This is a genomic window from Bacillus pfraonensis (genome assembly GCF_050768835.1).
In the GTDB taxonomy this organism is placed as follows: Bacteria; Bacillota; Bacilli; order Bacillales; family Bacillaceae_G; genus Bacillus_A; species Bacillus_A pfraonensis.
The window spans coordinates 213,521-227,227 of record NZ_JAHCDO010000004.1 but is presented as its reverse complement, the minus strand read 5'-3'; the positions used below and the strand labels follow the sequence as shown (position 1 = coordinate 227,227).

General features: G+C 33.2%; 15 protein-coding genes and 1 pseudogene. 11 read left to right on the top strand and 5 right to left on the bottom strand.

Going from position 1 to position 13,707, the window contains the following annotated elements; translation table 11 throughout:
- Positions 1-16 precede the first annotated feature (16 nt).
- From KFD70_RS05820 to dltD, 3 genes are all read left to right on the top strand, one after another.
- Positions 17-1,639, top strand: coding sequence for a peptide ABC transporter substrate-binding protein (locus KFD70_RS05820; RefSeq protein ID WP_336451224.1), 1,623 nt, complete (start codon positions 17-19; stop codon positions 1,637-1,639).
- Between the two features lie 353 nt (positions 1,640-1,992).
- The gene (locus KFD70_RS05815; protein WP_336451223.1) at positions 1,993-2,511 is read left to right on the top strand and encodes a GNAT family N-acetyltransferase; all 519 of its coding nucleotides are present in this window, start codon (positions 1,993-1,995) and stop codon (positions 2,509-2,511) included.
- A gap of 368 nt (positions 2,512-2,879) precedes the next feature.
- Positions 2,880-4,061, top strand: coding sequence for a D-alanyl-lipoteichoic acid biosynthesis protein DltD (dltD, locus tag KFD70_RS05810; protein ID WP_336451222.1), 1,182 nt, complete (start codon positions 2,880-2,882; stop codon positions 4,059-4,061).
- 56 nt (positions 4,062-4,117) lie between these two features.
- Here the strand turns inward: dltD and KFD70_RS05805 are convergent, their stop codons facing one another.
- Positions 4,118-4,342, bottom strand: coding sequence for a hypothetical protein (locus tag KFD70_RS05805; RefSeq protein WP_336451221.1), 225 nt, complete (start codon positions 4,340-4,342; stop codon positions 4,118-4,120).
- A gap of 161 nt (positions 4,343-4,503) precedes the next feature.
- On the opposite strand from KFD70_RS05805, the gene KFD70_RS05800 reads away from it, so the two are divergent.
- The gene (locus KFD70_RS05800; protein ID WP_420792332.1) at positions 4,504-4,647 is read left to right on the top strand and encodes a hypothetical protein; all 144 of its coding nucleotides are present in this window, start codon (positions 4,504-4,506) and stop codon (positions 4,645-4,647) included.
- 82 nt (positions 4,648-4,729) lie between these two features.
- Here KFD70_RS05800 and KFD70_RS05795 read toward each other — a convergent pair whose 3' ends face one another.
- Complete coding sequence (locus KFD70_RS05795) at positions 4,730-6,409, bottom strand: DUF6044 family protein (protein ID WP_336451220.1); 1,680 nt, start codon at positions 6,407-6,409, stop codon at positions 4,730-4,732.
- Positions 6,410-6,494: 85 nt separating this feature from the next.
- On the opposite strand from KFD70_RS05795, the gene KFD70_RS05790 reads away from it, so the two are divergent.
- Complete coding sequence (locus tag KFD70_RS05790; protein ID WP_336451405.1) at positions 6,495-6,779, top strand: hypothetical protein; 285 nt, start codon at positions 6,495-6,497, stop codon at positions 6,777-6,779.
- 331 nt (positions 6,780-7,110) lie between these two features.
- Here the strand turns inward: KFD70_RS05790 and KFD70_RS05785 are convergent, their stop codons facing one another.
- Positions 7,111-7,284: a hypothetical protein gene (locus KFD70_RS05785; protein ID WP_336451219.1), complete on the bottom strand. Its 174-nt coding sequence runs from the start codon at positions 7,282-7,284 to the stop codon at positions 7,111-7,113.
- Positions 7,285-7,469: 185 nt separating this feature from the next.
- Here KFD70_RS05785 and KFD70_RS05780 point away from each other — a divergent pair, with 185 nt between their 5' ends.
- A complete protein-coding gene (locus KFD70_RS05780) occupies positions 7,470-8,156 on the top strand; it encodes a DUF421 domain-containing protein (RefSeq protein WP_431612989.1) in 687 nt (228 codons plus the stop codon).
- A 74-nt stretch (positions 8,157-8,230) separates the two neighbouring features.
- On the opposite strand, the gene KFD70_RS05775 is transcribed toward KFD70_RS05780, so the two are convergent.
- The gene (locus KFD70_RS05775; RefSeq protein WP_336451217.1) at positions 8,231-8,992 is read right to left on the bottom strand and encodes a DUF1836 domain-containing protein; all 762 of its coding nucleotides are present in this window, start codon (positions 8,990-8,992) and stop codon (positions 8,231-8,233) included.
- Positions 8,993-9,248: 256 nt separating this feature from the next.
- Between KFD70_RS05775 and KFD70_RS05770 the strand changes: the two genes are divergently transcribed.
- The 5 genes and pseudogenes from KFD70_RS05770 to KFD70_RS05750 form a co-directional block, all read left to right on the top strand.
- Positions 9,249-9,698, top strand: a complete 450-nt coding sequence (locus tag KFD70_RS05770; protein ID WP_336451216.1) for a hypothetical protein — start codon at positions 9,249-9,251, stop codon at positions 9,696-9,698.
- The gene (locus KFD70_RS05765; RefSeq protein ID WP_336451215.1) at positions 9,686-9,994 is read left to right on the top strand and encodes a YxcD family protein; all 309 of its coding nucleotides are present in this window, start codon (positions 9,686-9,688) and stop codon (positions 9,992-9,994) included. The genes KFD70_RS05770 and KFD70_RS05765 overlap by 13 nt, the downstream gene beginning before the upstream one ends.
- 279 nt (positions 9,995-10,273) lie before the next feature.
- Positions 10,274-11,764 carry an alanine/glycine:cation symporter family protein gene (locus KFD70_RS05760; RefSeq protein WP_336451214.1) on the top strand — a complete coding sequence of 497 codons (1,491 nt, stop codon included), beginning with the start codon at positions 10,274-10,276 and terminating at the stop codon, positions 11,762-11,764.
- Positions 11,765-11,894: 130 nt separating this feature from the next.
- Positions 11,895-12,260: a carboxymuconolactone decarboxylase family protein gene (locus tag KFD70_RS05755; protein WP_336451213.1), complete on the top strand. Its 366-nt coding sequence runs from the start codon at positions 11,895-11,897 to the stop codon at positions 12,258-12,260.
- Between the two features lie 76 nt (positions 12,261-12,336).
- Positions 12,337-12,666, top strand: a pseudogene (locus KFD70_RS05750) (lytic polysaccharide monooxygenase); the annotation flags it as partial.
- 80 nt (positions 12,667-12,746) lie between these two features.
- On the opposite strand, the gene KFD70_RS05745 reads toward KFD70_RS05750, so the two are convergent.
- Positions 12,747-13,553: an alpha/beta fold hydrolase gene (locus KFD70_RS05745; protein ID WP_336451212.1), complete on the bottom strand. Its 807-nt coding sequence runs from the start codon at positions 13,551-13,553 to the stop codon at positions 12,747-12,749.
- Positions 13,554-13,707 lie beyond the last annotated feature (154 nt).

Below are 13,707 nucleotides of genomic sequence, written 5' to 3'. Positions count from 1 at the left end.
ACAAGGGGGTTTTTGAATGAACAAAGTTGTTCGTTTTTCATTAGTTAGTACGTTACTACTTTCTTCATTTTTAGCTGGTTGTGGAAAAGAAAAAACGACTACAAAACCAAAAGAAGAGAAGAAAATATTGCAGTTAACAGAAACAGGAGAAATTCCATCATTGAATTCCTTAAAAGTAACAGACGCTGTTTCATTTAACGTATTAAATAATGTAATGGAGGGATTATTTAGACTTTCAAAAAATGATGAGGTCATTCCTGGGATTGCGGAAAAGTATGAGGTGAGTAAAGATGGGAAAACATATACATTTCATTTGCGTGATGCGAAATGGTCTAACGGTGATCCTGTAACAGCTCACGATTTTGAATTTGCTTGGAGACAGCTTATTAATCCAGAAACAGGGTCTGAATATGCATATATTATGTACGACGTGAAAAATGCGGAAAAAATAAACAAGAAGCAGATGGGTCTGGACGAATTAGGAGTAAAAGCACAAGATGAAAAAACTTTTACTGTAGAGTTAGAGCATCCTGTTCCATACTTTACAAAACTACTTTGTTTACCATCCTTTTATCCAATTAATCCAAAGTATGCAAAGGGGCAAGGAGATAAATATGGTTTAGAAGCAAATACAACCATATATAATGGTCCATTTACATTATCAGAATGGAAGCACGAAGCAAGCTTTACGATGAAGAAAAATAATCAATATTGGGATAAAAAAGAAGTAAAATTAGATGAAGTAAACTACCAAATTGTTAAAGAAATTTCGACGGTAGTAAATCTATATCAAACAAATAAAATCGATCGTGCTGTTATTTCAACAGAATTTGTTGATAAATATAAAAATGATAAAGAATTGAAACAATATACAGATCCGGTCATGTATTTCTTCCGCTTTAATGAAAATGTCCCAATTTTAAAAAATAAAAATGCTCGCCTTGCGCTTAGTATGGCTTTTGATAAAAAAGGGCTTGCGACTTCATTTTTAAATGATGGATCAGTACCTGCAAACTACTACATTCCAAATGGCTTCTTAAAAGGACCAGATAAAAAAGATTTCAGGGAAACAACGACAGAGTTTAATAAAACGAATGTAAAACAAGCAAAGGAATATTGGGAAAAGGCGAAGCAAGAAACAGGAACGAATGAAGTTACTGTAGAAATGCTCAACTATGATTTAGAAAACTTTAAAAAGGTAGGAGAATATATTAAAGAGCAATTAGAGAAGAACTTACCAGGACTAACGGTGAATGTGAAACTACAACCACATTCTCAGAAACTAGCATTAGAGAAAAAGAAAGAATATGAAATGTCATTATCACGTTGGTTACCTGATTATCCAGATCCAATGACATACTTAGAGGTCTTTATTTCAGAAAGTGGCGTTAATAATACGGGGTATGCAAATCCGGAGTATGATGCATTAATCAAAAAAATAAAAACGGATTTAGGAAATGATGAAAAAGCACGTTGGAAAGCGATGCAAGATGCAGAAAAAATGTTGTTAGATGAAGCGGTTATTGCACCGGTGTTTCAGCGCGGATTATCGTATTTACAAAAACCATATGTGAAAGATTTATATGTACATCAATTCGGACCGGCGACTAGCTTAAAATGGGCGGATGTGAAAAAATAAAATGAAGTATACAAAACAGACTGTGTTGAGGAAACGGTCTGTTTTTTTGTATAAAAATGGCGTGCTCATATATTGTGGAGAGATTTTATGGTATAATTCACCATGTTTGAATTTGAAATAAAGTCATACCGTTTAAAAGGACATCTGAATTGAAAGATCGATTAAAGAACTGTTGAATGCCAATAAAGTTGTTCCGTTAGAGGGCACTATTGTTGAAGACCAGAGGTAGAAAATGATCAAACTTTTTATAAAAGCGAAACCTAAATATGCTAAAGAAGAATTTATTTTGATCAAACTTTATTTCAAAGCAACACCAAGATGCACATTAGAATTATATTAAAGGGGAAGAGGATATGTCCATTCATGGGAATGAAAAGTCAATGAATACGAAAAGACTCTATATGAGAAAACCGAGTCTAGAAGATATTGATGATTTCTATCAAATTGTAAAAAAAAGTGAGGTAGGTAAGTGGCTTGCTATATCAAGAGGCATGTCATTAGAAGAAACCGAACAATATATTCGGAAGTTTATAGATCATTGGGATAAAAATGCTTTTGGTGTGTGGCTCATATTCAATCACATCACCGAAGAAATGATGGGGCATTGTGGTTTAAGGTATATCGCTGGAACAAAAGAGGTAGAAATCATGTATCTTCTTGATCCGAAGTTTTGGGGAAAAGGATATGCTACGGAGGCAACTCGTGCAACAATCCAATATGCTTTTCATGATTTAAAGGTTGAAAAATTAACCGCAAGAATTAGAATTGCAAATGAAAAATCAAAGAACGTTTTAGAAAAGGCTGGATTTAAGTACACACATAATGTAGATTTTGATGGAAGTCAATTATCATATTATGTGTATAAGAATTAAATTCTATGAAAATTTCAATATTCAGAGGAACTATCCAGGTAGTTTAGAAAAAATGTATCTTTGTATATAAATATATTTTGTCAAGAAATAAAATCATTGCTGAATTTAGAGTGTGAAAGAAATAGAAAATCCTATATAATTAAAATGTTTACCTGGAAACTTTTTCTAAGATTGATAAATAAGTTTTTAAAGGAGGAAAATAAATAAGAGATTAATAGAATGGAGCATTTGACAGGATAAAGGAGAAGAAAAAGAATGATGACGTGTTGTAAACAAGGGTTAGAGTTATCGGTAGACATGCAATACCGAGTTAGTAAGAGAATGATGGTAAGGGATTTTATTACTTGGAAAAGAGAGTGGGTCAACAAATGAAGATGAAACATGCTTTTGGCCCAATCATTTTAGCATGTATAATCTTTATGGTTATATTGCTTATTCCATCCAAATATTTAGTTTCACTTATTAGTAATGAAAAGATAGAAGATGCGGCGACTTCATTACAAAAAGAAAAATTACAAGGTGTTTTTTTACAACAAAAAATGTTAGAGAATTCGAAGTATTTACCGATGTATGGTTCATCTGAATTTTCTCGGATGGATGCATATCATCCGTCTAACTATTTTAAAGTAAAACCTGAAGGATTTACACCGTTTCTAATAGGGACGGGCGGGACGCAGAGTCTTGCTCATATTTTAAATGTGACTTCCACAATGGATCAATTAGAAGGAAAAAAAGTAGTATTTATCCTTTCACCACAATGGTTTACCAAACAGGGTGTAAATGAAGGGAATTTTAGTACTAATTTCTCAAAACAGCAAACATATCATTTTATTTTTAATGATGAAATAAAACCTGAAATGAAGAAAAAAATCGCGAAGCGGTTGTTAGATTTTAAAGTTGTCCGCGACGATTTTATATTAAAAACTTCATTAGAAGGAATTGTATACAATGATACAATTCAGAAGATAAAAGCGGGAGTATTTAAGCCTGTTATCTATATAAATCGAAATATTACGGATCATAAAGATTTAGTGAAATCTTTATTTAATGTAAAACCAAAAAAAGAACAAAGAAATATGGAATTACGTTCACTTTCTTGGGAAGAAACAAGAAAGCATGCTGAACAAGTTGGGAAAGTAGAGTCTACATCAAATACATTCGGAATTGAAAATCCATATTACTATAAAAACAAATTTCAAAAGAAGTTACATGGACTAAAAGGATATAAAGCAAAAGAATCTTATGATGAATCGCCAGAATATGAAGATTTACAAATCATTTTAGATATTTTCAAACAAAAGAAAGTGAAACCACTTTTCATTTCTGTCCCTGTAAATGGACCTTGGTATGATTACGCAGGATTCCCAAAAGAACGCCGTGATGTTTATTATAAGAAAGTTCGGGAACAAGTTGAGGCAGCTGGATTTCCAGTTGCAGATTTTACTAGTCATGAATATGACAAGTATTTTTTAAAGGATACCATTCATTTAGGATGGAAAGGCTGGGTATATGTGGATGAAGCATTACAGCAATTTCATGCGGGACAATAATATTTAGGACAAACATAAAAACAGGAACAGCTAGCTTTTTAAGCTGTTCCTGTTTTTTAATACAGGGGATTTTGATGTGGACAATTTGGGAAGGGATGTATATCTTGGATTTGTCTAAAATCATAATGTTTCATTGCGAATTGTGCTTGATATAAGTACTCATACAAATAAATATGTCCACCGTGTACACCGCATAAAACTCCAGATGTTCCTTGACCGTTTACGAGAGAAACACCAACTGGTTGACCAATTAAATACTGTACTTTTTGTTGCCATTGCATGTGTATATTCCTCCTTTTACGATAATATACGAACTGAGAGAAGAGATGGTTGCTTATCCGTCTGATTTTATGTTGAAGGATTTTCTTGTACTGTCTAGAATAAGTCAAAGTTAACGATTTGTAATAGAAAAAAAGAGAGGAACATAGAAAAAGAATCTATTTTGAATAAAAAGTTAAACTTAAACAAATGGTGCCAAGGATTAAAACCTGTACCTGATGATGTATGGTTTCAGCCTTCTCGAACTGGATCTTGGGGAATTGCAGGTGTTATATCACATTTCATCATTTATTTTAATACGAAATAGTAAAAACCAAACTAATATTGCATCTAAATATTAGTTTGGTTTTTATGAATTTACATCGAGAGAGGCAATTTATTTCACGCATCTATATTGCCTTATACAAATATATTTTCCAAGCGGATGTCTTTGATGTAAACACTTTCTCAAGGGATAAATTGTTTTCTACTGCATTTTCAATAGGGACAGCAGAAAACATGTATCGACCACCCATTTTTTTAAAATGCTCTATATTTAGTTGTAAATTTTCCAAGCGTTTTTTCGAGTTTTTCTTAAACATATAGTGTTTTCCAAGTTCATCGGTGAAAATATAACAACGGCCACCCCACTCGTCAAAATACGTACGAATCGTTTTATTTTTCGCTAGTTCCTTCTCGATTATTTTTCGAAATTCATATTTATAGGATAGCGGATAAAAATTGTTATATGTATCAAGTGTATAGAATCCATTGTACTGAGCGATGGCAGGATGTAAACCAATACTAGCGACACGGTACTGCTCCAAAGGTAAACCGATATACTCTTTTATCTCCTGAAATTGTTTTTCTGCAAAAAATTCCTTTACTGAAGGTTTACTTTGAAAAATAATTTCCTCATTAAAAAAGCTTAACAAAATAATTTGAGCTATCACAAAACCTGTCACTGCGTGTCTCCATATTTTCCCTTGTAACCATAAAACTTTTAATCCAAGAGCAAATAAAACATAAATAACTAACGGGCGCAAAAAATGATAACGTGCAAAATTAAACGTATCCAAAATGTGAAAACGTATTGTTAATGGAAGCCAACCTTTATAAAACCAAAAAGCATACCAAATTGATAATGCTATGTTAAACCAGAACAAAAAAACAAAGAGTTTTTCTTGCTTCCATAGCCCCTTGGAAATGATAAAATACAACGCAATAAGTATGACAGGTAAAATAACAAATGTATGGACTGTCATGACATGGTTATGTCCTAAAAGAAAATTTTTCACTGTAAGACGGAGAGACCGCCATAACGATAATCTTGCATGAAAATATTCATCTCTGCTGTTAGGTGCAGTGGATAAGAAGAAAGAAGATACTAAGCGATATTCTACAATCATGTAAATGAGCGTCATATAAACAATTGAAAAAAGGAAACGAAAGTTCCATTCTTTCTTTATTACTACATCCACTAACCAAAGAACACCCATCCCGCTTAAAAAGAAGAAAAAACCTAAAACAATACTCGAATATAGAGGAATAAGAGTGAGTACGAAATAGTTCTTCCACGACCTTTCCCCTTTTCGAATATTTAAAAATGCCCAAAGTGCAAGAGGCATTCCGAGAGTACTAAGCATTCCTGACGGCCAAAAAGGAGTAAGAGCAAAAGCCAATGAAACTCCAACCGAAATGATTATCCATTCCTCTCTAGGTAAAAAATGATGTTTTAAAAGAAGATACATCCCTATAAAAGCAACCACTCTTGTAATCGTCTGACTTAATGCATACGCAACCATATTTGGAAAAAAAGCATACAACCAAACAATACTACTAAATTCCGTGCTAAATGCGTTTCTTGATAATTGATTGTTTATCACCTGTGGAATTGTAGCATCAATCGGACCTAGTATCTCCCCGCTTCTTGCCAAAACCTTATACCAAGACAAATTGGAATCAAGATTATCATGAACGCGAATATGCGCATTTTCTCCAAGAATAAATAAAGGAGACAAATAAAGAATGAGTATAATTGCTGCAAAAACAAGTAACTTTTTTTCGTGGTTGTTCTGGATTGAAAACATTCACTACACCTCAAGAAATTCTTAAAAAGTTTACTTATAAAATTTCCGAAACGAAAGAAATTATCCCCTCGGTAATCAAGTTACTATCAATTTTTTACAAACAAGAAAATTCTTATCTAAATGTAAGCGTAGAATAGGATGGCAAAATATTAGAGGAAAGTGGTATCATTTTAGTGTTTCTAGAAGAATGGAAACCGGTCACTTATACGAAGAAAATAACACATACTACTTAAACCCTAGTAAAGGTGAAATGGTAAAAGATTGGTATTATCATGAGTATTACTGGAGCTATTATAATGCTAGCGGTATTCGAGTGGAAGGTTGGTATTACATTGATAGGAAATGGTATGAATCATCTATACAAACATAGTAATGCCCGTTAGTATGACAGAATTAAATATATGTAAACGTCAAGTAACTCCAAAATATACAATAAAAGTTGATTTTGAAGTTATTTGACGTTTACGTTAATTATAAAAAAATAGGGGCAAAATTGCTCCTATTTTTTTATGATCGCATAGAGAAATGGAAAAGTGATTTTAAAAATCGATATAATCTGTTACTAGCAATGGTGATTATGGATAAATTCAAATACATTTCTCTAATCTATGTCATCCTCAGATTAGAAGATGGTGTATATTGATAATTCTATGTTTAATGTATGGAAAATTTATCTGTAGCCTTTGTATTACGATAATCAATTATTGATTGTTGTTAGTATTATTTTCATTTTGTCTTTCGTCTTGCTGTTTTTGTTCAGAAGGCTCTTCTGTTGGATCGGGTTCTTGTTCATCAACACCGGGATTGCAACCAAATAATAATCCTGTCGATAAAACTGTAGCCATTAGAGCGAATAAATATTTTTTCTTTTTCATGGAATGTTTCCTCCTTTTTATCAAGCTGCCATTAATATTTACTTGGAAAGAGGATACTATGTAGAATTTAGGATTACTTTTTTTTCCATCGTATTTAGAGATATCGTATTTGTTTTGGTAAAATCAATAAAATTTAAAGAATGGGATAAAATTGTACTAACATCAATTGTTAGGAGATATTAGTGATGAAGCTGTCTTATTTAACACTAGAATTAGTAATTGGATTCTTTTTTTTATTTATCCTTATAAAAGTACTTGGTAAAAAAATAATAAATCAAGCTACACCATTTACATTTATTGCAGCGATTGTTTTAGGAGAGTTACTAGGAAATGCGTTATATGATGATAAGGTGGGGGTGCAATATGTCATCTACGCTATGTGTTTATGGGGAGGTTTATTGTTTGGGGTTGAAATTTTAGGACAAAGGTTTTTAAAAATGCGCAGATTTTTTGAAGGGAAACCGGCGGTGTTGATTCGAAATGGGATAGTAAATCGCGATCAGCTTAAAAAAAGTCGGATGAACTTAAATCAGCTTCAAAGTTTATTACGACAATCAGAAACTTTTTCAATGCGTGAGGTTGCATATTGTTATTTAGAAGCAAATGGTTCACTTAGTATATTGAAACAGTCAGCTTATCAAAAGACAACGCAAGAAGACTTTAATCTTCCGAGAACGTCCGTTCATGTGCCTGTAACGATTATTAGAGATGGAGAAGTATTACAGGATGAACTAAATGATCTTGGGAGAGATGAGCAATGGATAAAATATGAACTAAAAAAACAGGGGATTACGGAGTATAAACATGTATTTATTGCAGAGTGGTTAGAGGGAGATGGATTATTCGTTCAAACTTTTGATTGTACAATATAGTTGTAATAGTAGTTTGAGATTGCTGATTATAATTTCATGCAATAAAAAATAGGAGCATTTTATGCTCCTATTTTTTATGGTTTCACATCTAAGTTTTGTAAAAATAATGTTGCGGATACATAGCGCTTTGCTAACATTTGTACATATGCTGTATGTACAGAGAGTGTAGCGATAATAATCGCATTGCGAATGGCTTCTCGTTGTTCGTTATTGATTTGATCCAGCTTGCTTGCGATTTTATCCGCTTTTTCTTTTACAGTATTTTCAATTGTATGAATGGTATCAGTTGCGTTTAATAAACAACCACCTTGATTCAACTCTTCAAATAAAGAGGAGTAAGCGACGTATAAATGAACGGGGTTGATTAAATCATCACTACGATCGGCTGGGTCATTTACAATTAGTCTTAATAACTTACGTATAGATTCAAAGTCCAGTGCGGTTTTTAAATCTTCTACAATGAATAGTAGTGCTGCTTGTTCAATTGAGTATTTTTTTCCTTTTTGCGGTGAACCAATCATTTCTTTTATATCTCGTTTTACCCAGTTTTGCATAGCTGTTACAGAAAAACTGGTATTTTCAATTTGATTACCAAGCGCAACAATCTCATTTAAAGAAAAACCAATGTCTGTATCTTCAATTTTAATCAGTTTTTCAAAAATAGGTGAAAGAGCGGTTGTAATAAAAGCTGTAACACTTTGACCACACTCAATATCTTTTTTATGTGACTTTGCCCAAGCTTCTTGTAAAATAACGAGAGGTTTTTTTGCATTCCATCCTCTAAGAGAAAGAAGGAGCGTCGCCATTTCGTTTCGTGTGAGATGAAATGTTTCCATCTTTTCACCTCCAAAATTTAAAAAGTTCTTATGACCATATAATATGTTTTGTTTCGTTTAAAGTCAATTCTGTTTTGCTTAATTTTTCCTGTTTCATTAAATTATCATGAATAAATAATGCTTGCTAAATTCAAAAAAAGTTCATATAATAAGTTCATAAGAACTTTTTATTTAAGTTTAAAATAAATCTATCATTCTTATTTTAAAGAAAGGTAGATTTAACATATATCTATAGTAAAAGGAGAATGGGTATACTATGTTGAAAAAACTCGTTACAGTAATGACTGCATTCATGGTTGTTTTTGGAGCTAGTAGCTTTGTATTTGTAGATCATGCAGCAGCGAAAAGTTACAAATCTGGTAAAAAATCATTTACACCAAGTTCAGGTCAAAAGTCAAAAGTTGATTTAAACAAAAAAGACTCCAATGTAAATGCACAGAAAACAAATCCTGATACAAAAACAAAAGCATCAAACACAGCACCAAAAAGTAATAAAGGAAGCTTTATGAAAGGTTTATTACTTGGTGGTCTTGGTGGATTACTAATGGGAAGCTTATTCGCAAACATGGGAGCACTTGGTTCTGTATTAGCGTTCATGGTAAACATGTTGGTAATGGCTGGTATCATAATGTTAGCAATTCGAGCGTTTAAATATTTCAAAAATCAACGTAAGAAGCAGGCGGAAGAAGCAGCATGGAAACGATAAAAATTTCGGAACAAGAGCTAATAAACGCGCTATGTGTATATATCGCTGAAAAGCGTCAAGTTGGTCCAGAAGAGGTATTAGCGGAACTGATGTATGATGATGACTATGGTTTTTCTGCGGAAGTAGAAGTAAATGGTCGCAAACAAATATTAATTCAAGCAAACTTAATTGAAGCACTTCGCTTATGGCTTGATAGGGAGTACAATGTCAATCCATTTGCGGTAAGATTACAGCTTGAGTTAGATGATGAAGAAGGTATTTTCGCATTAGCGAATTTAAATAATTCAGATGAGTAGTGAAAAGGAGTTGTTGAGAGTAATCTCGACAGCTCTTTTTAGCATGTATATTTTTAAATGGAATAAACCTTGAATTTTAAAAAACATCTATTGTTCAATACATAAAAATTATATAATGTTATATTTATGTAAAAAAGTAATAACAATTCAAAAAAATTTTACACGGGTGTGTAAAAATATTCTGTCTCACAAATAGTCATCCCTAAGTATGCAAAAATTTATCATGAGTTGGTATGTGAATTGCATGATGAAATGGTGAGATTATTTAGGGGGGATTGGATGGAGAAATTGGTAGAATGGTTAGTTGGACAAGTTTGGAGTATTGGGCTAGTCATTTTCGCGTTAGGAGCAGGGGTGTTTTTTTCGATTGTTACTCGTTTTTTGCAAATTAGGTACTTTAAAGAGATGATCAAGTTATTGTTTGAAGGGAAGACTTCAGAAACAGGGATATCATCTTTTCAAGCTTTTTGTTTAGCTTTATCAGGGCGCGTTGGAATCGGTAATATTGCCGGTGTTGCGACGGCAATTGCTTTTGGAGGACCTGGGGCCGTTTTTTGGATGTGGGTTATGGCATTATTAGGGGCAGCTAGTGCATTTATCGAATCAACACTTGCTCAATTATATAAAAGTAAGATAGGCAATGAATATCGAGGAGGTACACCATACTTTATTGAAAAAGGCTTAAAAATTAAATGGTTTGCAGTATTGGTAGCGATTGTTGTTACAGTTTCATATGGTGTTTTATTACCGGGAATTCAATCGAGTAGTATTGCGGTTGGGTTTGAAAACTCTTCTGGCATAAGTAAATATATGACTGGTATTCTTTTAGTCATATTACTTGGGGCGATCATTTTTGGTGGGGTTAAGAGAATTGCAGGAGTCTCTCAAACACTTGTGCCTTTTATGGCAGTTGGATATGTTGTCGTTACATGCATCGTTTTAATCGCGAATATAACAGAAATCCCTAGTATGTTTGTGCTCATTTTCTCCAGTGCATTTGGAGTGAATGAAATGTTTGGGGGAATTGTTGGAGCTGCTATTGCTTGGGGGGTAAAAAGAGCAGTGTTTTCCAATGTTGCAGGAGTCGGAGAGGCAACATATAGCTCAGCGGCAGCTGAAGTATCACATCCTGCTAAACAAGGGCTAGTTCAAGCATTCTCGGTTTATATTGATACGATTGTTGTATGTACAGCGACAGCACTTATGATTCTCATAACAGGAATGTATAATGTTATGCCAGAAGGAAAGAGTGCAATTGTAAAAACGATGGGAAATGTTGAAGCGGGTCCAATTTATACACAACAAGCTGTAGAAACTGTGTTTACTGGTTTCGGCTCATTATTTGTTTCTATCGCGATTTTCTTCTTTGCATTTACGACTCTACTTGCTTATTACTATATTGCAGAAACTACACTTACGTATTTAGATCAAAAATTAAAATTTCAATGGGGTAATACAGTGTTAAAAATAGCATTTTTAATCATGGTTTATATCGGAAGTGTCGAGTCAGCCTCTTTATTATGGAATCTTGGGGATCTTGGAATCGGAAGTATGGCGTGGCTCAACCTTTTAGCAATTTTACTACTTAGTAAGACCGCTTTAAAAGTATTAAGGGACTATGAAGCTCAGAAAAAAGAAGGAAAAGATCCTGTTTTTGATCCTAAAAGAGTAGGAATTGAAGGTGCTGCATTTTGGGAAGAAAGATATAATGAATTAGAAGAGAAGGTTTCTAATTCGCCTATACCGATTGATAAGGGAATAAAATTTTAGTTACACGAAATACGCTTTTATTATTCTGAAAATTTAATTAATTTTATTTTAGAGAGAAAAAAGGATACTATTTTTTCCATCTACTTATACTAAAGGTTGTATTGATTTGAGCAGATGGAGGAGATATATAATGGAATATCAACAGCATGGTTCTACAAATGATGTATTGCGTCATTATAAAGAAGGAATTGGTAATTTTACAAAACAAATTCCAGAAATTGCAGAAACATATAACGCTTTTACACAAGCCTGTTTTCAAGAAGGTGCATTAACGAAACGTGAAAAGCAGCTCATTGCATTAGGAATTAGTCTAGCAACACAAGATGAATACTGTACAGTTTATCATACAAAGGGTTGCCTTGATGAGGGCTGCTCCGATAAAGAAATTTTAGAAGCTTGTGGTGTTTCGGCAGCATTTGCAGGTGGAGCTGCAATGAGTCAGGCGGTAACTTTAGTGCAGGAATGTATGACAGAATTAAGAAATCAGAAACATTAAGTCCCCCCCTCTTAATTAAAGAGGGGTTTTTTATCCCACATTAACTGCCTATAAAAAACCGATTGGTGAGAGCTAATTAACTGCACCACACAGTACGAAAGAATGGAAATATTATATTACGAAAAAAGATTGGAACCCCAATAAACCATTAACTCGTGCTGATTTGGATTTAGTACCGTTTTATGTAAAAAATGATGGCGGTGTGAGACCAGGAACAACTGTTACTCATGAAGCGAATGTACCGGTTGATCGCAGTGGTTATCAACTCATTTTAGCTGTATGGGAAATTGCTGATACAGGGAATGCTTTTTATCAAGTTATAGATGTGAATCTTGTAAATCATGGCGTAACTGATGCGACGCATCAATATTCATATTTAGATTTACCTCCTTCGCGTCTATTCTGAGGACAACAGTAAATAAGTTGAATAAAGGTCATTCCTAGTATAGGTTGACCTTTATTTTTTATGTTAATAGAAATGAAAAGCTATGAAATAGATTGAATAAAAGAGTCTAGTATATTATTAAAACGCTCTGTTTCTTCTAAAAATGGGCAATGACAGCTATTTTCAAAAATAATAAGTTCGGAATTAGGAATATGCTTATATAGGTGTTCCCCCGCAGCCACCGGAATTAATTTTTCTTCTCTGCCAAAGCAAAGTAAAGTTGGTTTTGTAATTGCCTTTAATTCTTCACGGTAATCAACAACAGATTGATCAAACAAAATAGCGCTCGCAATAGATGCTGGAACTTTTGTTACTTCTTCAAGCATCCAAGTTTCATCTTCTGTAGAAAGAGAGTTTTTAAACATGAGAGGAATAAATCCCTTTAGAAATTCAGTTTGATTTGTTTGAATTTCTCTCATGAAATGTATAAGCGTTGGAAAATCAAAGGCACCGATGGGAAAGTCGGGCCATTTAAAATCTGATGCAAGTTCATCTACAATAACAGAAGCTTTAATATTTTCCTCTCCAAATTGCTTTATATATTCCCATATAACAAATGCCCCCATTGACCAACCGACTAAGATAACATCTTTTAAAGATAAACTTTCTATAAAATCATGTACATCTTGGGCATAGTTTGCAATCGTGTGCCCAGTTTCAATATGAGGAGAGCGCCCGTGACTTCGTAAATCAATTGAAATCGCACGATATTTTTCACTAAAATAGGGGATTTGTTTATGAAAAAAACGGCTGCTCATCCAAACACCGTGAATAAAAAGAACAGGCGTACCTTTTCCTTGCTCTTCATAGTATAATTCCACACCATTTTCAAGCTTTATAATAGGCATAATAATAAACCTCCTTTTCATGATTTTATTCGCTTTTTCAAACTTTTTTCCTCTTATATAAGAGAAGAGAGATGTTTTTTTTGTAAATATGATAAAAACTTGATTTTATTTATAAAAAATGTGTTTAAAATATTGTCATATTTGCTTCTTTAAG

What these genes read in the sequence shown, in the direction of transcription:
- KFD70_RS05820 (WP_336451224.1), top strand. Translation starts at nt 17, where the DNA reads ATGAACAAAGTTGTTCGTTTTTCATTAGTTAGTACGTTACTACTTTCT.
- KFD70_RS05815 (WP_336451223.1), top strand. Translation starts at nt 1,993, where the DNA reads ATGTCCATTCATGGGAATGAAAAGTCAATGAATACGAAAAGACTCTAT.
- dltD (WP_336451222.1), top strand. Translation starts at nt 2,880, where the DNA reads ATGAAGATGAAACATGCTTTTGGCCCAATCATTTTAGCATGTATAATC.
- KFD70_RS05805 (WP_336451221.1), bottom strand. Translation starts at nt 4,342, where the DNA reads ATGCAATGGCAACAAAAAGTACAGTATTTAATTGGTCAACCAGTTGGT.
- KFD70_RS05795 (WP_336451220.1), bottom strand. Translation starts at nt 6,409, where the DNA reads ATGTTTTCAATCCAGAACAACCACGAAAAAAAGTTACTTGTTTTTGCA.
- KFD70_RS05785 (WP_336451219.1), bottom strand. Translation starts at nt 7,284, where the DNA reads ATGAAAAAGAAAAAATATTTATTCGCTCTAATGGCTACAGTTTTATCG.
- KFD70_RS05780 (WP_431612989.1), top strand. Translation starts at nt 7,470, where the DNA reads ATGAAGCTGTCTTATTTAACACTAGAATTAGTAATTGGATTCTTTTTT.
- KFD70_RS05775 (WP_336451217.1), bottom strand. Translation starts at nt 8,992, where the DNA reads ATGGAAACATTTCATCTCACACGAAACGAAATGGCGACGCTCCTTCTT.
- KFD70_RS05770 (WP_336451216.1), top strand. Translation starts at nt 9,249, where the DNA reads ATGTTGAAAAAACTCGTTACAGTAATGACTGCATTCATGGTTGTTTTT.
- KFD70_RS05765 (WP_336451215.1), top strand. Translation starts at nt 9,686, where the DNA reads ATGGAAACGATAAAAATTTCGGAACAAGAGCTAATAAACGCGCTATGT.
- KFD70_RS05760 (WP_336451214.1), top strand. Translation starts at nt 10,274, where the DNA reads ATGGAGAAATTGGTAGAATGGTTAGTTGGACAAGTTTGGAGTATTGGG.
- KFD70_RS05755 (WP_336451213.1), top strand. Translation starts at nt 11,895, where the DNA reads ATGGAATATCAACAGCATGGTTCTACAAATGATGTATTGCGTCATTAT.
- KFD70_RS05745 (WP_336451212.1), bottom strand. Translation starts at nt 13,553, where the DNA reads ATGCCTATTATAAAGCTTGAAAATGGTGTGGAATTATACTATGAAGAG.